Here is a 17327-nt window from a genome sequence, read left to right on the forward strand (position 1 = left end):
CCTTGGAGATCACCTGCCCGTTCTGCTTCGCCCGGCTCGACCGCAACCGCATCGCGTTCCGCTGCGCGGGCAGGGCCGGGCGCGGCGGCGGCTGCGACGCGCGGCTGGACGAGACCCTGGCCGAGTACCTCGGCTCCCCCGCCGCCGCGTCCCTGCCCCCGGTCTTCTCGGTGCGCAGGCCAGGGCGCCGGGCCGACTGCCCCGACTGCGGGCGCTCCACCGGGTGGCGGGCGTGCCCCGAGTGCCACAACCGGCTGCCCGCCGAGTACTGCGCGAACCCCGGCAGGATCGTCGCGCTGGTCGGGGCCAAGGGGTCGGGCAAGAGCACCTACATCGCGGTGCTGCTGCACGAGCTGACCAACCGCGTCGGGGCGGAGCTGGACGCATCGCTGGTGGCCTGCGACGACCGCACGATCGCCCGCTACAAGCAGGACTTCGCCCGTCCCCTCTACGGCGAGCAGCGGCTGCTCAGCACCACGCGTCCCGCCGCGACCGAGCCGCGCGACCCGCTGGTGTACCTGCTCACCCGCACGGTGCCCGGGCGGTTGCGCACCAGGACGATGTCGCTGACCCTGGTGCTGTTCGACACCGCGGGCGAGGACCTTCGGAGCCGCGAGTCCACCGAGACGCACCTGCGCTACCTCAACGCGGCGGACGCGATCATCTTCCTGGTCGACCCGATGGAGCTGCCGGGGGCCAAGGCCTCGCTGAGCGGCCCGGCCCAGGCCGGGAGCGGGGTCAACGCGGGCGACCCCGACAGCGACCCGATCAACGTCATCAGCCGGGTGACCGAGCTGCTGCGCGACCGCGCCGGGTCGGGGCGGCTGAAGGTGCCCGTCGCGGTGGCGCTCAGCAAGATCGACGCGCTGCAGGAGGGCATGGACGCGCAGTCGGCCCTGCACCGGGCGCGCACCCCCTCGGGCACGCTCGACCTGGACGACAGGGAGGCGGTCCACGAGCAGGTCAGGGCCCTGCTGGACGAGTGGCAGGCGGGGATGGTCGACCGCTACCTGCGTCAGCACTTCACCGACTTCGCGCTGTTCGGGCTCTCGGCCCTGGGCGGGGTCCCCGGGCGCGACGCGGTGGGCCCCGGAGGCATCCGCCCCTACCGCGTCGAGGATCCCCTGCTGTGGCTCCTGTACAGATTCGGCATGCTCACCGGAGCCCGCAGATGACCCCCGCCTGCCCCGGGCCGTACTGCGATCTCCCCACCCGCGGCTTCCGGTTCCACGGGGTCGGGATGCGGGGTTCTCGGTCTCGGGGGTTCGGTGCGCCTGATTGCGGGCGGGGGTGAGGGGTGGTGGCGTGGCAGTTGCACTACACCTCGGCGGAGGCCGGGCCGTCCGGGCGCGCCGGGTTCCAGTTCGTCGCCGAGTCGCCGGGGCTTCCTCCGGGCCTCGCCGGCAAGGTCGCCGCGTACCTCGCCTACAAGCCCCCGCCGGACGCCCCGCTCGCCCCGACCCCCGCGCAGGTCGCCGAGCTGCCCGTCGCCCTGGCGTACGGCATGCTGGGCGAGCTGAGCGTGCTCACCCGCTGCGTCTACCTCGGCCAGGACTACTCCGGCCGGTACGGCAACTTCCTCGGCCACGCCGTCGTCGCCGGCCCCGGGGAGCTGACGGGGCTGCGGCCGGTCGAGTTCTGGCAGGCGTCCCTGTGGTCGGACGTCCCCGCGCCTCCCGGCACGGCCCTGCCCGAGCTCGCCGACCCGCTGCCCGGCGACCGCGTGGACCCCGAGTCGCTCGCCGCCTGGCTCGCGCGCGGGGGCGAGGCAGCCTACACGCGGCTCGGCGTCCTGCTTGAGATCGTCGGGACGGCGCTCTCGCGGGGGCACGGCCGCCTCGTTCTGGTCTCCGCCGACGTCGAGGAGATCGTGCGGTGGATCGCGGTCATCTCGTACTCCCTGCCGTGGCCGGTGGCGGCCCGTCTGCCGTTCCTGACCTACAGCGCCGATCCCGGCACCGCCCCTTACGTGATCGTGGGCACGACCCCGGACGTCTGGATGCCGTCCGACATCGACGCCGCCGTCGTACGGCTGGACGACCCCCCGGACGCGCACCCCCCTCTCGGCCGCTTCCCCTCGCCCGGACGCTTCGCGTCTCTGGGCCGCTTCGCCCGCACGGTGACGGACTGCTGGCGCCGGTCGGACCTGGCCGGAATCGACGCGATCAGCGAGCTCGGGGCCCTGGAAGAACAACTCGGACGTGCCGCCCCCGCTCTGGACACGGCCACTTCACCCGGTTCACCCGGCCGCGAGACGTACGCCCCGGCGGCGACCACGGCGTCCGCGCGCGGGGCTTACGGCCCGGGGGTGGAAGGCGCGGGGGCGGCGGGGTTCGATCCGGAGACGGGCGCGGCGCTGCTGGCGTTCTGCCGGGGGGACGCGAGCGTGACCGCCGAGGAGCAGGCGGCGATCGCCCGCACGCTCTCCGGGGACCTCCCCGAATGGCTGTGGCGGGACCTCGGGCGGATGTCCGGCCAGATGGGCTACGAGCTGGCCTCGGCCGTCCGCGACCTCGCCCCGTCCGACACCGCGGAACGCTGCGCCGCGCGGTGCGCCGTACTGGCCCTGCGCGACCACACCCTGCCCCCGCCCCGGCCGGCGCGGCGGCAGGAGACCCGGGACGCGCTCGGCCGCGAGGCCGCACGCGCGCTCGCCGCCGCCCGCGACCTGGACGAGCTGGGACGCGCGGCGGGCATCGCCCACGCGGTCGGGGCGCCCGTGGCCGCCGCCGACCTCGGGAGCGCCGCGCGGTCGCTGGTCCGCGACGGCAGGGGCGACCTCGGGCCCCTGCTGGAACGGGTGCCGGTCGACCTGCGCGAGGCCGTGCTCGCCGGGGCCGTCCACGGGATGGAGGAGGCGACGGCCGGCGTCCGCCACCGGATGCTGTCGGACGCGGTGTGCGCGCGGCTGGAGTCGCGCGACCTGTCGCACGCGCCGCGCACCGGCACGGCCGTGGTGCTCTCCCTCGTACGGCGCGAGCGCATCTCGCGGATCGACGCGACGGTGATGCTGATCAGGCTGGGCTCCGGCGTGCACGACGACCTGTCGGCGGTCCGCGACGCGGCCCTGCTGTCGGTCTGGGAGGCCCCGCCCGGCACCGCCGAATGCTCAGCGCTGGTCGGCAGGCTCGGGAACGCCATGAGCGTCTCGCCGCACCTCAGCGACCTGCCGATCCGTGCGTTCCTGGCGGCGGGCTTCGAGGACCCCGAGGTGGTGCGGCTCGCCGGGCTGGTACGCGACACCGTGCCCGGGTACCCCGCCACGGACGCCGAGGTGGTGCTCCTGGCGACCGGGGTCGGCGAGGCCGCCCGGCCCCGGGACGCGGCGGCGCTGCTCCAGCGGCTGGAGGGCCTCGGCCAGGACGCGGACGAGGAGCTGCTCCGCGAGGCGGTGGCCGCCGCCGCGCGCGCGCTGACCCGGCGGGATCCGAGGTTCAGGGCCGAGGTGGTCAAGGAGTCGCCGCAGGCCGGGCGAGCCGGGCTGACGCGCGCCTGGCTGGACGGCCGCAGGGGCCGCGACGAGCAGATGGCCCTGCTGGAGGTCGCGGTCCGCCTCCACCTGGCGGCGGCGACCGTACCCGACCTGGACGCCTGGGCGCGGTCGCAGCTCAGCAGCTGGTCGCTGTTCGGGTCGGTGGAGTCGCACTTCAAGCATGACGGCGAGCTGGCGGCCGGCCTCAGGGAAATGGCCAAGGCCCGCCGCGGCCCACCCTGGAAACGAGAGGCCCGCTGATGCCGCTCGTCGCCGTGTTCTTGATCGCGTTATGGGTCGCGTGCATGTATTTCGGGTTCCTGTACGGGTTCCCGATCGTGTGCGCGCTGACCTTGGTCGCGGCCACGCTGGCGGGGACCGGGTACTACTTCCTGCGTGCCGGGCGGGTGCTGTTTCCCACGACGGCGAGCGGAGCGTCCCCCGCGGTCCCGGGAACGGGGGACGAGAAACGGGACCCCACCTATCGGCAATACCTCTTCAGTCAGGGGTCGCTGGACTGGTGGCAGATCCTCCGATCCGCCGTCCCCGCGATCGCCGAGGCGGCCAGAACGGCGCTGAGCACGGTGACGCGGCGGCTCATGACGAACGTCCAGGGTTTCTTCCTGCTCCCCGTCTGGCTCGCCGTCGTGGCAGGCCTCGCCCTGGCCGTGATCCCGCTCGCGGCCGTCGGGCTGGCGTTCACCTCCGCGTACGCGCTGGTCCTCGCGGCCGGGTTGCTGGTGTGGGTCGTCTGCGTGCTGCTCCTGCTCGGCGTGGAGCAGATCTTCATGCGGGCGCGGCGGATCCTGCAGACCTGCCCGCACCCCGGGTGCTACGCCCGTATCGCGCTGCCCGAGTACGCGTGCCCGACCTGCGGCGAGCGGCACCGGCGCCTGACTCCGAACCGCGACGGAGCGTTCAGGCACGTGTGCCGGTGCGGCACGCGGCTCCCCACCGCGATCGTGCTCGGCCGCTTCCGCCTCCAGGCGTACTGCCCAGTCTGCGAGCGCGCCCTGCCGCATCGGATCGGACGCGCCAGGATCGAGCCCCTGCCGTTCGTCGGCGGGCCCGACGCGGGCAAGACGACGTTCATGGTGCTCGCGATCAACGCCCTCCACGGCGTGGTGAAGGACGCCCGGGGCCGCGCCGGCTTCGTGGTCCAGGGCGACGAGATGGCCTTCGCCCGGTTCCGCCGGGAGCTGCGGCTTGGGAGGGTCTCCAAGACCACGACCGCGGCGCCGTCCGCCACCATGGTGGACATCACGCTGCCCGGCTCCAGAACCCGCAGCGGGAACCGCATCCTGTACCTCTTCGACCCGTCCGGCGAGGGCTTCACCGGGGCCACGCAGGTCGAGGCGATGAGCTACCTCGCCCACGGCGAGGCGATGCTCATCGTGGTCGACCCGTTCGCCCTCCCGCTGGTGCAGGAGAGCCTGACGGCCGCCGAACGGCAGTCACTCGAAGGCGCCGGGGTCGTGCTCTCCGCCGAGGATCCCTCCGACACCTTCCAGCGGGTCAGGAACGAGCTCGCCGCGCGCGCGGACGGTGGACGGCAGAAACGGGTCGCCGTGGTGGTCACCAAGGCCGACCTGCTCCGAGGCACCGACGTGGGACGCGACGCCGACCGGCTGCCCGGCTGGTTCGACGGCGTGGGGCTGGGCAACATGGTGCGCGACCTGGCCAGGACGGCCGGCGAGGTGCGCTACCTCGCCTCCGGCCTTCCCGCCGACGAGCGCGCGATCGGCCGCCTGCTGGCCTGGCTCACCGGCCTGCCCCTGCCGGGGCCGGCCTCGAACGGCGTGTCTCCGAACGGGCGTAGTGGCTTGGGCGGGGACCACAACGGGAGCCGAGACCGTGATCCGGGCGCGGGTGGAGATGACAGGGACGCGGGTGGCGAGGATGATCTCGGCATGGCCGACCTGCGCCACCCGTGGACGCCCGGCAGGGGCGGCGAGGGAAAGGTGCCGCTCACCTACCGGCTCTTCCGCTGGTCGATCTTCGGCACCTCGGCCCTGCTCAGTGCCGCCGCCCTGACCCTGCTGACCCTTCGCGCCTTCTCACTGCTCAACGCCTATATAGGCGCCTAGGGCGTGTATCGAAAGTGGATCTCGGGCGTGGGATGATCTCGGCACGCCACGCGGTCGAGTGCGGCATCAATCGTCTCAAGAGGCACCGGGCGGTTGCCACAAGGTATGACAAGCTCGCGGTCCGCTACGAGGCGACCGTTCTCGTCGCGGCCATCAACGAGTGGCTGTGACCAGGATCGTTGTGAAAGTGGGCGGTGGCTTGTGGAGTTCGGGGTGTTCAGGGGTTGATGGTGTGTTCGGTGAACTGGCCGCAGGAGCGGAATCCCAGGCGGCGGTAGACGGGCTCGCCGTCGGTGGACGCCTGCAGGACCGCCATGTGGTGGTTTCGGTCGCGGGCCGTGTGGAGTGCGGCGAGTGTGATGGCACCGCCGTAGCCGCGTCGGCGGTGGGCGGCCAGGGTGCAGATGTTGTAGATCCCGGCAACCCCCGCGTGATGAAACACTTCGGCCGAGCAGACCGGACGGCCGTCTACGTAGCCGACCAGGTAACGGGCCGGACAGTGCGCGGCCAGGGCCTGCGGGGCGGCCTGGGTGAAGAAGCGGCGGACGGTGTCAGCGGGCGGGGTCCAGTTCGCGGCGAGAACCGCGGCGTAGTCGGCGAGCTGTTCGGGCGTGGCCACCGTCTGGATGTCCAGTCCTGGGGCGGCGGGCAGCGGCAGGGTGTCGTCCAGCTCGGCCCACATCGCCGTCTCGCGTTCGGATGCTGGCAGACCAGCCGCCGTCAGGCGGGCGGTGAGGTCCGGTGGCCTCGAGGCGGGCCCCACCCACCAGGAGAAGCGGCGGCCGGTGCGAGCCAGTGTCCGGGCGGTCTCGGTGATACGTGCCGTAGCGGTGGTGACGGTGAAGCGGGCCGCGGCAACGATGTTGAAAGTGTCGTCGTCCAGGCTGCTGTCGGCGACTAGGAGGTCATCAGTCTCTGTAACGGTCGCACCGCTCATGCTCCGATGCAGGTGACAGGCATGTTCCGCCAGATTCTGCTCCATCCTGTCCGTCAAGTCGGCGTCATTGAGAAAATGGACATTCATCACGAATGATCCCATCATGACTGGGCGCAGGTTGCACGTGATTTTGGATCGCTCGCCGACGGTGTCACGTCGGCGACCAGCACATTCGATACACGCCCTAGCGCGAAGCTGGGCTACGGCTCCCCGGCGCTGCCTCAGCTCGTCGTGTTGGGAGCTCCAAAGGCGGCCATGCTAGCGTGATCACCCACTTATTCGCTTATTAGGGATGATCCATAACCATCTCCTGAGAAGTCAGGCGAGAGCCCTTGAAGATCACTCGTTGGGTCGCGGGCGGCATGACCTTGGCCGCCACGGCCGCCCTCACCTTGGTGCCCGCCGGTCCCGCGCAGGCCTTCCCCCAGGGCGCCTGCGGACATTCGTACCGCAAGGTAGCCACCTATCCCATTGCGAAAGGCGCGAAGGACGGGAAGGCGTACGGCACCGTCACGCTGTACCACAGCCGCACCGCGCACAGGAAATGCGCCATTGCCCGGGTGGCAGGCTCCTACGTCGGAAAGACGAGCTATCTGTACGTCGCGCTCTTCGTGGACAGGAACGGGAACAAGAAGTACGACGGCCGTGACACCGGGGTCGCCGATGGCAGCGCGAAGTACAAATGGTTCGCGGGCCCGGTGTACGCTCCCGCCGACAACCTGTGCGTCCAGTTCACCGGGGCGGTCAGGATCGGCTCCAAGCCCGCCGTCCACGGAGGCACCCCAGAAGGCAAGTGGACGCACTGCGGTTAGCCAGGCAGCCAGGGACGGCCGGTCCTCCGCCGGCCGCTGCCCCAGCTCATCGCGTCAGCGGCTTTTAAGCCTTCATCCCCCGAAGGAACGCGTGCCATTGCGTGGGGGTGAAGACGAGAGCGGGCCCGTCGGGGTTCTTGCTGTCACGGACGGCGACGACTCCGGGCAGGTTGGAGGCCACCTCTACACATGTTCCGCCGTCGCCGCTAGACCAGGAGGACTTACGCCACTTCGCGTTACTCAGATCCATTGCGCCATCACTTCCTTGACGATGCCGAGCGATAGGTTCTGTGGGAAGGCCGCAGCTCGTAAGGCGTCATATCGCCCTACTAGTGCTGCTATGGTCTCACGGTCTCCCACCGTTAGACCGCGCGGTGCGCTCTCGACATACACGCTGTACGGGGCGCCGCGCAGCTCGGCAATCGTGAAAGACGCCTGGAGACCGACCGCCGACCATGCGGCGTAGGGGACGATCTGAATCGTCACTCGTGGATGCCTGGCCATCTCCAGGAGCCGATCCAGCTGCTCACGCATCATTTTTGCGTCGCCCATGGGGCGATGGAGAACCCCTTCGTCTATGAGACTCCAGACCATGGGCGCGTTCTCGCGTGACAGCATGGCCTGACGCTGCAAGCGGTTACCGACCCGCTGCTCTATCAGCTCCGGCGTGATACCCGGCTCATCCTCGAAGATCCGCCTGGCGTACGACTCGGTCTGGAAGAGCCCGGGGATCAGCAGAGGATCCCAGACTTGAAGCGCGGACGCCTGCATCTCCAGTGCCAGGAAGTCTCGGAAGTGCTCGGGAGCCGTGTCCCATCTTGTCCTCTTCCACAGCTCGTAGAAGACACCATCGAGCTTGAACGCTCTGTCACACCCCTCCGCGAAGCGTCGTTCGGGCTTGCGCTTGAGCGTTTCGAGCATGCCCACGGTGCTCACGGACACGGTCAGCATGCGCGCCAACTGCAATTGCGTCCATCCCGCTTGAAGGCGACGCTCGCGTACCTCATAGGCGAAACGCGCCTGAGGCGATTCTTCGGGGTTGATCTCGATTGGGTTAGGCATATCCCTTTTCTCCGGTGGTCTCACTCCATCTCACGAATACCACCCAGATCTCACCGTTAATGTGGTGAGACCGTGAGGCCATTTCCCTTTTTAATCTACTCCTCCACCTGCACCCTTGGCAGAGAAAATCCGCATCGGATGAGGGGCTCGCGGCCATACCGCGCACATCGGGCGGCCAATTCGTATCCATTCATCGGGGGCCGGGGAAGATCAGGAGGATTGTCCATGGATGCAGGTAAACGGCAGGAAGAGGAGTTCATTCACCTGATCCGGCTGGCGTGGGACCTGCGCAGGCGCGGTCTCGGCACGGCGGTCGAGCTGGCACCCAGGAAGGAGCCGGTTCTGCTGGTTCCCCGGCCGTGCGGCTCGCTGAGGGTCATGGCACTACGGCGTAAGGGGGTGTGGTTCTTCACGTGGGGCCGGGGCGAGAGCCGGCGGGTACGGGCGCTGGCGGACGATGCGGCGGATCACATCTGGGGAGCGGCGCAATGAGGACCATGACCCTTCTGGGCGCCGTCGATCTCCCGGCCAGGACGAGTTCGGTGCCGGTGGCACGGGCGTTCGTACGGAGACTCCTGGACGCGGCGGGATTCAAGGAAATCGAACACGTGGAACTGCTCGTCAGCGAGTTGCTGGCCAATGCCGTGCGGTACTCGGACTCCGGGCGCGGAGCTTATGGAGTGATGCGACTGGTGGTGAGCGACAACGGTCACGCATTGCATGTCGAGGTGATCGACGGTGGCTCGGCCGGCGCCATTCCGCAGATCCCCGAACAGGTCGACCCGCTCCAGGAGAACGGCCGGGGACTGTGGTTGGTCAGGGAACTGTCGTCGTCCTGGGGCTGGGAACAGGATGAGGCGGGGCGATCCGTCTGGTTCGAGGTCCCTCGCTAGGCTCTGCCAGATCGCGAGCGGTATTGCGTAATCCCGAATTTTTCATGGCGATTCCGCCGTGCCACCGTGCTCCCGCTTGCGCCTGATTCGAAACAGAGTTCCGTGCGCGATTGCCTGTTCTGCATATGGCCCACCCCGCACCCATTTGGGTGGGGCACCGGGGCTACCCACCCGAGCAGTGGCCCCCTAAAAGGCCGGAAGGGGCGGGCGGGGCGGAAGGGGCGGGCGGACGGGCAAGTCCTTACAGCGTCCAGCAGATCGCCGGGCGGCTTGGCGCTGGCCGTCGGTCAACCTGCTTCGAGCCCCAGAGATCTGATGAGGTCGAGCAGCTCGGCATGGTAGAGCTTGGCGGGATCGCTGGTCTGCAAGTGAAGGTGGCCGTAGACCTCCAGAGAGATCAGGCCGTGCATGCGGCCCCAGATGCGCAAGGCGAGGGCGACCGCGGCCGGGGGCAGGTCGGGGAAATGCTCGCGTACGGTGGCGGCCAGGCCTGGTGAGAAGTCCGACCACTGATGGCCGGTGGATGGCTGAGTGCCTTTCGCGTACGGCCAAGCGGCGGCGGCGAGTTCGGTGAGTCCCAGGCAGGCGCGCTTGGCGGCCTCGGGGGCAGGACCGCCGGTCGGCGCGTGGTAACCGGCGACCGGATCGCCATAGATCAGCCGGAAGCCTTCGGGGTTGGCCAGCGACCACGCCCGTACGGCTTCCCCCCAGGCCAGGATCCGGCCGGCGATGTCGTCGGGGGCGACGGTGTCGCGTGCGGTCTCCACCTGGTCCAGCAGCGAGGTGTAGATGTCGTTGATCAAGATGGTGATCAACGCGTCCCGGGTCTCGAAGTAGCTGTAGATGGCGCTGCCGCTCATGCCCATCTCGCGGCCGATCGCGCGCAGCGAGACCGCGTCGGGGCCGCCCTCGGTCAGGTGCTTGAGCGCGACGGCTTTGATCTCCGCGGTGGTCTGCGCCCGCAACCGTGCCCGTCGGCCCACTGTCTGCTCTTGCACGCTTGACAGCTTACACCGCTACGTTAGAGTACGGCGCACTAAGTTTGAACGGCGTTCTCTCTTTGAACGGCGAACACTCTGTTGAGGTGTCGCCGGTCTGCCAGCAGTGACCGAAACACCAGACCGAGGGGATTTGCGTGATGAAAGCCAAGGCAGTGCTGTTCGACGAGCTTGGCGGTCCCGAGGTGCTCTACCTCGCGGACGTGGAGATCGGTGAGCCCGGTCCCGGCGAGGTGCGGGTGCGCATCGACGCGTTCGGCCTCAACCGGGGCGAGGTGTTCCTGCGCACCGGCCGGTACTACTACGACGCGGTGCTGCCCTCCTCGCGCCTGGGCACCGAGGCCGCCGGCGTCGTGGAAGCCGTCGGGCCGGGCGTTCCCGGAGTCGCGGTCGGTGACGCGGTCAGCATCGTGGCCAAGCCGAACGACGACGGGATGTCGATCCACGGGATCTACGGCGACCGGGCCATCGTGGCGGCGCACCGGCTGATCCGCCGCCCAGATGGCATGGACGCCGTGACCGGCGCGGCCATCTGGGTGCCCGCCTTCACCTCCTACGGCGCCCTGGTCGAAGTCGGGCGACTGCAACCCGGCGATCCCGTGGTCATCACGGCCGCCTCCAGCAGCGTCGGTCTGGCGGCCATCCAGATCGCCGCCTACCTGGGCGCCACGCCCATCGCGGTGACCCGGACCGGCGCCAAGACCGACCGGCTCCTGCAGGCGGGCGCCGCGCATGTGATCGCCGGCGACGACGGCGAGGTGGTCAAGCAGATCCACGCGCTCACCGGCGACCGGGGCGCGCGGCTGGTCTTCGACGGGGTCGCCGGTCCCGGCCTGCCCGATCTGGCGCGGGCCGTGGCCCCGGACGGCATGCTGATCGTCTACGGCTCGCTGGACGGACGGCCCACCCCGCTGCCGATGTGGTGGCCGGTCAACGTGTACGGCTACGCCATCTTCCACCTGTTCGCCGACACCGAGCGCACCCGCCGGGCCGAGGCCTTCATCGCCAACGGCCTGCGCGCCGGAGCGCTCACCCCGGTGATCGACCGCACCTTCGACCTGGCCGACATCGTCGAGGCCCACCGGTACATGGAGTCCAACCACCAGGTCGGCAAGATCGTCGTCACCGTCCAGCATTGAGCGGCGAGAAAGGAAGACACCTGATGAGCACCTCCTACGCCGACCTCATCCACCAGTTCATCGACGCCATCAACGACACCGACGCCGCCCGGCGCCGCGCCACCATCGAGAAGATCCTCACCCCGGACTGCACCTACACCGACCCGGAGATCGCTGTCGAAGGACACGACGCGCTGGATGCGGCCTTCGCCGGCCTGCAGCAGCGGATCCCGCCCGGTTTCCGGTTCAGCCTGACCACCCCGGTCGACGCGCACCACCACCAAGCGCGGTTCTTCTGGCAGTTCGGCGCCCTCGAAGCCGACGCCCCCGCCGCAACCGGCTCTGATGTCGCCATCTTCACCGGCGGCCGCATCCGCCACCTCTACGCCTTCTTCGACGCCACCAACGGCTGACCACCGCCTGGAGAACCATGCCATCCGCGACACGACGACTGCTGGCCGTCACGGCCACCATCCTTGCCACTCTGGTGGCCGGCACCGCTGCCGCCTTCCCCACCACCGCGCAACCGCCCGCCGCGACCTCGCACGGCCGGACCACACTCTGGACCGCGACCTGGAGCGCCTCGCCACAACGTCCCAGCGCCGGTTTCGCCCCCAACTGGTCGGAGCAAGGCTTCGCCCGCCAGACCGTCCGCCAGATCGTCCGGATCAGCGCCGGCGGCAAGGCGGCCCGGGTCCGGCTGTCGAACGTCTACGGCACCACCCCGCTCACCATCGCCCGCGCCACCATCGCCCGCACCTCGCGCGGGGCCGCCGTCGAACCAGGATCGCTACGCCACCTGACCGTCCACGGGAAGCGGACCTTCACCATCCCGGCCAGGGCCGAACTCGCGAGCGACCCGATGTCGCTGCGGCTGGCCGCCCTGGACTCGTTCACCATCACGCTCTTCGTGAACCAGCCGACCGGCCCGGCCACCTACCACGCCCAGGCCCTCGCGACCACCTATCGAGCCACCGGCGATCACACCGCTGACACCGGCGGCACGGCGTTCACCGACACCTCACAGTCCTGGTACTACCTCAGCGGCGTGGACGTCATCAGTGCGGCGCCACGCAACGGCGTGGTCGCCTTCGGCGACTCGCTCACCGACGGAGCCACCAGCGCCACGGACGCCAACAACCGCTACCCCGACGAACTCGCCGAACGGCTGGCCTCCGCCGGCAGACCTCGCCCTGTGCTGAACCAGGGCATCGCCGGCAACCGCGTCACCGTCGACTCCGCCTGGTTCGGCGACTCCGCCACCTCGCGGTTCCGGCGGGATGTCCTGGGCCAGCCCGGCGTGCGCACGGTCCTCATCCTGGAGGGGGTCAACGACCTCGGGATCAGCGAGCTGGCTGCATCGCCGCCCGCCCCGATCTTCGCGCCGTACCCCGACGTCTCCATCGACAAGCTCATCTCCGGGCACCGCGAACTGATCCGCCTCGCACACACCCACGGCCTGCGGGTAATCGGCGCGACGCTGCCACCGACGAAGGGGTCGGCCTACAACACCGCGCGCAGCGAAGCCAAACGGGAGGCACTCAATACGTGGATCCGCGGATCGGGCGAATACGACGCGGTCGTCGACCTCGACCGCGTCATGGCCTCGCCATCCGACAGCGACCGGCTTAACCCGGCCTACGACTCGGGTGACCATCTGCATCCCAACGACGCCGGCTACCGAGCGATGGCCTACGCCATCAACCCCGCCGACCTCGGCTGACCCCGAGAGGTCCACACCGATGAGCAAACCGCCCACGCGATGCAATTCATTATCACGAGCTCTCACCAGGCAAGCCACTACGAGCACTGCTTGGTCCACTTCACCCGGCAGGCACTTCCGGGCCTGCTGGACGGCAGGACGGTGAAGGCCCTATGACCGGTTCGAGCCTTGGCGCTCAGGTGGTTCAGCCGCAGCGGAAAGCGTTGATGCCCGCCCTGATGCGGGCAGCCCCAGGTGCGCCACCCAAACGGGCGACGGGTGGGCGAAATACAGGAAGGCCACCACGCACACCACGCCCAGAAAGCGAGGAGGGCGGCTAATACGGTGGCGAGTTCTGCCTCGGTCAGTCGATCCGGGGGGTCGCGCCCTCCAGGCTAAAGGTCCCCGCCCGCGCGCTGAACCGGCCGGAAGTACGGTCTCGGCCGCCGCGAACCCTACCTTCGACCGATCCGGCCTTGGAACGGGGGGCCGCAGGATGAGGCCCCATGCCACACGAAACGCTCCCCCCAGCGCCGGAAGCCACGCGACCGGGACAGCCCACGACGACTTCCTCCAGCCGGCCGCGTATCGCCGCGCTCGACGTGCTGCGCGGATTCGCCCTGTGCGGGATCCTGCTGGCCAACGTCAAGCCGATCGCCCACATGGTAGACACCGTATCGGTCACACAGCCTGTGGTGACGGCGAGTCAGGACGGCTCCTGGCTTGGGCTGGGGCTGTTCGTCGACCAGCGCTTCTTCCCGATCTTCTCCCTGCTCTTCGGCATCGGTTTCTCGCTGCTGCTGGAGTCCGCGGGACGCCACGTCCCCCGCCCGCGGGTACTCCTGCTGCGCCGCCTCCTGGTGCTGCTCCCCGTGGGCCTGGCTCACATGTTCCTGCTGTGGCGGGGGGACATCCTCTCCATCTATGCCGTCGTCGGCCTGCTGGTGCTGCTGCCCTCGACCTGGCTGCCGCGCCGGGCCGTCGCGGGGCTCGCCGCCGTCCTCATCGCGGCGCCGCTGATCCTGGGCAGCAACGGCGTGCCGCTGGTGCCCGGGCTGTTCCTGCTGGGCTCGGCGCTGACCCGGTACGGCGTGATCGACCGGATCGAGCGCTCCGCCCGCGTCCCGGCCGCGCTTCTCCTGGTCTTCGCGGCGGGGGCGGCGCCCGCCCTGTGGCTGCAGATCCAGTCTGGGGCCGCCGGCGCGGGCGGTTTCAGCTCCTGGTTCGCCCTCGCCGGGTTGCTGACCGCAGGCGTGTACGTGTGCGCCCTGCTGCTCCTGCTCAAAACGCCGCTCCGGCCGGCGCTACAGGGGGTTTTCGCGCCGCTGGGCCGGATGGCGCTGACCAACTACCTGTCCGCCACGCTCCTCGTCCTGGTGGCCGCCCGCGTCATCGGCGGCTCGCCGGACGGCTGGTCCTCGGCGACGGTGCTCCTGATCGCCGGAGCCATCCTCGTCCCCCAGTGGCTGGTGTCCACGCTCTGGCTGCGCCGCTACCGCCAAGGGCCGCTGGAATGGCTCTGGCGCTGGGCCACCTGGGCCCACCGCCCACCCCTGCGCCGCACTCCCTGACCGCCAAGCTCATGTCGCAGGCGGGCACGCAAGGCACGTCAGGCGGGCACTATCCAGGTCGCCTTGGCGGCGGCGACCAGCGTGCCGTCCGTCTCGTACACGGCGCTCTCGCCGAAGAGCTTGCGCCCTTCACGTCCCGTGGCGCGAGCCACCACCGAGTACGTGCCGTTCGGGTACACGCGCCGGAAGACCTGGGCCGTTATGCGTCCCAGCAGGCCCGGGCCGCCGGAGCCCGCGTGAGCCCAGCCCGTGGGGCAGTCGAGCGCCGCCCAGACGAGAGCGTCGGGGACCACGCCGTCCTCGTCGGTGACGGTCATCGGCACCCGCCAGCCGGCCGCGATCACATCGGTGCCCTCGACGGGGCCAGGGAAGATCCGCAGGCCGTCGCCCGGGTTCCGCAGGCCGCAGACGAAGCAGCCGGGCACGGGGTGAGGGCCGGTCAGACCGGCGAACCCCGCCTCGGCGCGGGCGGCCTCGTTGAAGGGGACGAACGGCGGCGGCGTCACGTCCTCGGCGACGGGGATCGCCTCGGCCAGCAACCGGCCACCGTGCGAGAGGGAGGCGGAGTTGGCCACATGGCCGACGGCGAGCTCGGTGTCCAGGGGAATCGGCCTGTGCAGGGTCACCTCTAGCGCGTGCGCGCCGTCCAGCGTGCCCGCGAGGGTCTCGGCGAGCGTCCCCGCGACCCAGCCACCGTTGGCGGTGCCCTCAGGACCACGGAAGCGCGCCGGAACGGTGAGCACGGTGCGCAGACCGGCTGAAGTCGTCATGCTGAAGCACCCCCCATGCTGCTCCACATCACGGAGCGACAAATCGTAAATATTGTGAGATACCGTCACATTTTATCCATACGCCCCTACCCTCATGGCATCAGGCTCCGATGACAGATCCATTAGCCAGGGGTAACGGCGGCATGACGCACGGGACAGTGACCGGCGAACACCACGCGCCGGGCACGCCTCCGCCCCACCGAGAGACCCGGCGCACCGGATCCTCCACCAGGGCGACGAACCTCCCAACCGCCAACCCCCGCCGCCCATTCCCGAGACGGGCACCCGTATTCCGGGCCGGCGATGGCAGCGCGGCCCACCCGTACGGGCGGCCGTGACAACGGAGTGCAAGCCTCCCGGCACCCACGCGACGGAACAAATCCCCTTCCCGCCGGGCGGCGGTACCCGATCAGGTCCGCGCCGCCCACGGCCTAACCGCCGGTCAACCGCCGGTCGAGCGCCTGCCGCTCGGACCGCCGCGGCTGGTTCGCTGGAGGGACCTCACCGATCCCGCCACTGGAGGAGAGATGCGGTTCTGTTCAGGAAGACGGCGGCGCTCGCCACGGGGGCAGCGCTGACGTTCACCGGCGCGGTCGTCGCGTTCGGGGTGACGACCGGCGGTTGTCGATCGCGCCGGGATCGTTCTTGGACCGTCGTCTGGCCGCGGGTGTCCAGTGGGCGCATGACCAGCACAGCACTTGTACTCGTTACGCCGAGCCATCAAGCGTGGGGCTCACACCTGGAAGGGAAATAGGGCATGCACAGACTCGGCTCGAAACTCGGAACGATGGCGGTGGCCGCCACCCTGATCTCCGGGGCGCTTCTCACGGGTGCCACCGCGTCCCAGGCGGATGCCCTCGGCTGCAACGGAAATGTCTGCATGTACCTCTCCACCCCCCAAAACGGCACGGTTTACGTCCAGGCGTACCCCCAGAGCGGCTCCTTCTACGGAAACTTCGATCTAACGGGCCCCAACGGGCTGTATCGGCACGGCCCCACGCAGTGGTGGTACAACGGCGCGTTCCAGCCCAAGCAGCAGTGGACTGCCATCCCCGCCGTCGTCGGCAAGTACTGCGTCTCGGGCTGGGACAACGGTAAGCGCATCGGGCTGCCGTGCGAGAGCATCAAATAAGCGCCTTGGCGATCTCAGTGGGCCATCTGGCCCGCTTCAGCGAATGAGGGGCCCTGCCGCATCCGCCCGGGCGGGTGCGGCAGGGGTACGGCGGCCGTCTAGGCCCTCCGCTCGGGTCGGCGCGACTGCCCCACTTCGGCGACGGTCAAGGCTCTTTACCGCCGCCCTCCGAAGTCCCAGTCGTGGACCTCGATGTCGGCGTACAGGTCCGGAGTCAGGACTGCGCGTGCCGTTTCCGGGTCCGGCGCCCGGACCAGTACCGCCGTACCCAGCCAGGTGCTGCCATCGTCGGACAGCAGCGGCCCATACGCGATCAGCTCGTCCCGGTCGGACGGTGTGGCAAGGTCGGCAGCCTGCCCCGAGCCGAGGCCCAGCACGAGATATCGGTTGCCACCGTCCCGGCCACCGGGGAAATCCCACATGGTGCGCCCCAGCACGTTGCGCCACCGGCGCAACAGCACGTCCCGGTACACACCGGCCTGGTAGTTGGGCTCGTCGAAGACGAACGCACGCGCAGTGGGGAGATCCGGCAGGTCGACGATGTGCACGCTGCCGGAGGCCGTGTCACTGTCGCGGTCGAAGGTCGGGCCACGGGCGATCATCTCCGCCGCGTACCGGTCCATGTAGGACCAGTGCTCTTCCAGCAGCTCGTCGCGCAGTGCCGCGGAGCCAGGCCGATCGCGGTGGTAACAGAAGAACTCCATGCCGAGAGTAGTTACCATGAGCCGCGGCAAGCGGCTCCATTTTGGTCATCCGAGCCATCGGCGATCCTT

The 17327-nt window shown here is 69.8% G+C and carries 18 protein-coding genes; 12 read left to right on the forward strand and 6 right to left on the reverse strand.

Going from position 1 to position 17327, the window contains the following annotated elements; all coding sequences use genetic code 11:
• Positions 1–2: 2 nt before the first annotated feature.
• The 4 genes from OG589_RS22835 to OG589_RS22850 all read left to right on the forward strand — a co-directional run bounded on the left by OG589_RS22835 (position 3) and on the right by OG589_RS22850 (position 5729).
• The gene (locus OG589_RS22835; protein ID WP_405139278.1) at positions 3–1175 is read left to right on the forward strand and encodes a hypothetical protein; all 1173 of its coding nucleotides are present in this window, start codon (positions 3–5) and stop codon (positions 1173–1175) included.
• A gap of 125 nt (positions 1176–1300) precedes the next feature.
• Entirely contained in the window at positions 1301–3733 is a 2433-nt protein-coding gene (locus tag OG589_RS22840) for a hypothetical protein (protein WP_405139280.1), read from the forward strand.
• Entirely contained in the window at positions 3733–5559 is a 1827-nt protein-coding gene (locus OG589_RS22845; RefSeq protein WP_405139282.1) for a hypothetical protein, read from the forward strand. Before OG589_RS22840 ends, OG589_RS22845 begins: the two co-directional genes overlap by 1 nt.
• A 32-nt stretch (positions 5560–5591) precedes the next feature.
• Positions 5592–5729, forward strand: coding sequence for a hypothetical protein (locus OG589_RS22850; RefSeq protein WP_405139284.1), 138 nt, complete (start codon positions 5592–5594; stop codon positions 5727–5729).
• Positions 5730–5776: 47 nt separating this feature from the next.
• On the opposite strand, the gene OG589_RS22855 is transcribed toward OG589_RS22850, so the two are convergent.
• Positions 5777–6583 (reverse strand): GNAT family N-acetyltransferase, encoded by an 807-nt coding sequence (locus OG589_RS22855; protein ID WP_405152101.1) that lies wholly within the window; start codon positions 6581–6583, stop codon positions 5777–5779.
• A 245-nt stretch (positions 6584–6828) separates the two neighbouring features.
• Between OG589_RS22855 and OG589_RS22860 the strand changes: the two genes are divergently transcribed.
• Positions 6829–7308, forward strand: coding sequence for a hypothetical protein (locus OG589_RS22860; protein WP_405139286.1), 480 nt, complete (start codon positions 6829–6831; stop codon positions 7306–7308).
• 64 nt (positions 7309–7372) lie between these two features.
• Here OG589_RS22860 and OG589_RS22865 read toward each other — a convergent pair whose 3' ends face one another.
• Positions 7373–7558 carry a DUF397 domain-containing protein gene (locus OG589_RS22865; protein ID WP_405139288.1) on the reverse strand — a complete coding sequence of 62 codons (186 nt, stop codon included), beginning with the start codon at positions 7556–7558 and terminating at the stop codon, positions 7373–7375.
• Positions 7549–8370, reverse strand: coding sequence for a Scr1 family TA system antitoxin-like transcriptional regulator (locus OG589_RS22870; RefSeq protein ID WP_405139290.1), 822 nt, complete (start codon positions 8368–8370; stop codon positions 7549–7551). Before OG589_RS22870 ends, OG589_RS22865 begins: the two co-directional genes overlap by 10 nt.
• Before the next feature lie 225 nt (positions 8371–8595).
• Between OG589_RS22870 and OG589_RS22875 the strand changes: the two genes are divergently transcribed.
• Positions 8596–8862 (forward strand): hypothetical protein, encoded by a 267-nt coding sequence (locus tag OG589_RS22875; RefSeq protein WP_405139292.1) that lies wholly within the window; start codon positions 8596–8598, stop codon positions 8860–8862.
• Positions 8859–9263, forward strand: coding sequence for an ATP-binding protein (locus OG589_RS22880; protein ID WP_405139294.1), 405 nt, complete (start codon positions 8859–8861; stop codon positions 9261–9263). Before OG589_RS22875 ends, OG589_RS22880 begins: the two co-directional genes overlap by 4 nt.
• Positions 9264–9550: 287 nt before the next feature.
• On the opposite strand, the gene OG589_RS22885 is transcribed toward OG589_RS22880, so the two are convergent.
• Positions 9551–10261, reverse strand: a complete 711-nt coding sequence (locus tag OG589_RS22885; protein WP_405139296.1) for a TetR/AcrR family transcriptional regulator — start codon at positions 10259–10261, stop codon at positions 9551–9553.
• Between the two features lie 140 nt (positions 10262–10401).
• Here OG589_RS22885 and OG589_RS22890 point away from each other — a divergent pair, with 140 nt between their 5' ends.
• The 4 genes from OG589_RS22890 to OG589_RS22905 all read left to right on the forward strand — a co-directional run bounded on the left by OG589_RS22890 (position 10402) and on the right by OG589_RS22905 (position 14652).
• Entirely contained in the window at positions 10402–11400 is a 999-nt protein-coding gene (locus OG589_RS22890) for a zinc-dependent alcohol dehydrogenase family protein (RefSeq protein ID WP_405139298.1), read from the forward strand.
• Between the two features lie 23 nt (positions 11401–11423).
• Positions 11424–11792 carry a nuclear transport factor 2 family protein gene (locus OG589_RS22895; protein WP_405139299.1) on the forward strand — a complete coding sequence of 123 codons (369 nt, stop codon included), beginning with the start codon at positions 11424–11426 and terminating at the stop codon, positions 11790–11792.
• A gap of 17 nt (positions 11793–11809) precedes the next feature.
• Complete coding sequence (locus OG589_RS22900; protein ID WP_405139301.1) at positions 11810–13102, forward strand: SGNH/GDSL hydrolase family protein; 1293 nt, start codon at positions 11810–11812, stop codon at positions 13100–13102.
• A 485-nt stretch (positions 13103–13587) separates the two neighbouring features.
• Complete coding sequence (locus OG589_RS22905) at positions 13588–14652, forward strand: DUF418 domain-containing protein (protein WP_405139303.1); 1065 nt, start codon at positions 13588–13590, stop codon at positions 14650–14652.
• Positions 14653–14690: 38 nt separating this feature from the next.
• Here OG589_RS22905 and OG589_RS22910 read toward each other — a convergent pair whose 3' ends face one another.
• Positions 14691–15422, reverse strand: coding sequence for a hotdog fold domain-containing protein (locus tag OG589_RS22910; RefSeq protein ID WP_405139305.1), 732 nt, complete (start codon positions 15420–15422; stop codon positions 14691–14693).
• A 757-nt stretch (positions 15423–16179) separates the two neighbouring features.
• Between OG589_RS22910 and OG589_RS22915 the strand changes: the two genes are divergently transcribed.
• Positions 16180–16554, forward strand: coding sequence for a hypothetical protein (locus OG589_RS22915; RefSeq protein ID WP_405139307.1), 375 nt, complete (start codon positions 16180–16182; stop codon positions 16552–16554).
• 155 nt (positions 16555–16709) lie between these two features.
• Here OG589_RS22915 and OG589_RS22920 read toward each other — a convergent pair whose 3' ends face one another.
• The gene (locus tag OG589_RS22920; RefSeq protein ID WP_405139309.1) at positions 16710–17258 is read right to left on the reverse strand and encodes a YciI family protein; all 549 of its coding nucleotides are present in this window, start codon (positions 17256–17258) and stop codon (positions 16710–16712) included.
• Positions 17259–17327: the final 69 nt, after the last annotated feature.

The sequence above is a fragment of the Sphaerisporangium sp. NBC_01403 genome, from assembly GCF_045040145.1.
GTDB lineage: Bacteria > Actinomycetota > Actinomycetes > Streptosporangiales > Streptosporangiaceae > Sphaerisporangium > Sphaerisporangium viridialbum.

Excerpts from the sequence above, each read along its gene's own strand:
- OG589_RS22845 (WP_405139282.1), top strand. The coding sequence starts at position 3,733 with ATGCCGCTCGTCGCCGTGTTCTTGATCGCGTTATGGGTCGCGTGCATG.
- OG589_RS22850 (WP_405139284.1), top strand. The coding sequence starts at position 5,592 with ATGATCTCGGCACGCCACGCGGTCGAGTGCGGCATCAATCGTCTCAAG.
- OG589_RS22855 (WP_405152101.1), bottom strand. The coding sequence starts at position 6,583 with ATGAATGTCCATTTTCTCAATGACGCCGACTTGACGGACAGGATGGAG.
- OG589_RS22865 (WP_405139288.1), bottom strand. The coding sequence starts at position 7,558 with ATGGATCTGAGTAACGCGAAGTGGCGTAAGTCCTCCTGGTCTAGCGGC.
- OG589_RS22870 (WP_405139290.1), bottom strand. The coding sequence starts at position 8,370 with ATGCCTAACCCAATCGAGATCAACCCCGAAGAATCGCCTCAGGCGCGT.
- OG589_RS22875 (WP_405139292.1), top strand. The coding sequence starts at position 8,596 with ATGGATGCAGGTAAACGGCAGGAAGAGGAGTTCATTCACCTGATCCGG.
- OG589_RS22880 (WP_405139294.1), top strand. The coding sequence starts at position 8,859 with ATGAGGACCATGACCCTTCTGGGCGCCGTCGATCTCCCGGCCAGGACG.
- OG589_RS22890 (WP_405139298.1), top strand. The coding sequence starts at position 10,402 with ATGAAAGCCAAGGCAGTGCTGTTCGACGAGCTTGGCGGTCCCGAGGTG.
- OG589_RS22895 (WP_405139299.1), top strand. The coding sequence starts at position 11,424 with ATGAGCACCTCCTACGCCGACCTCATCCACCAGTTCATCGACGCCATC.
- OG589_RS22900 (WP_405139301.1), top strand. The coding sequence starts at position 11,810 with ATGCCATCCGCGACACGACGACTGCTGGCCGTCACGGCCACCATCCTT.
- OG589_RS22905 (WP_405139303.1), top strand. The coding sequence starts at position 13,588 with ATGCCACACGAAACGCTCCCCCCAGCGCCGGAAGCCACGCGACCGGGA.
- OG589_RS22910 (WP_405139305.1), bottom strand. The coding sequence starts at position 15,422 with ATGACGACTTCAGCCGGTCTGCGCACCGTGCTCACCGTTCCGGCGCGC.
- OG589_RS22915 (WP_405139307.1), top strand. The coding sequence starts at position 16,180 with ATGCACAGACTCGGCTCGAAACTCGGAACGATGGCGGTGGCCGCCACC.
- OG589_RS22920 (WP_405139309.1), bottom strand. The coding sequence starts at position 17,258 with ATGGAGTTCTTCTGTTACCACCGCGATCGGCCTGGCTCCGCGGCACTG.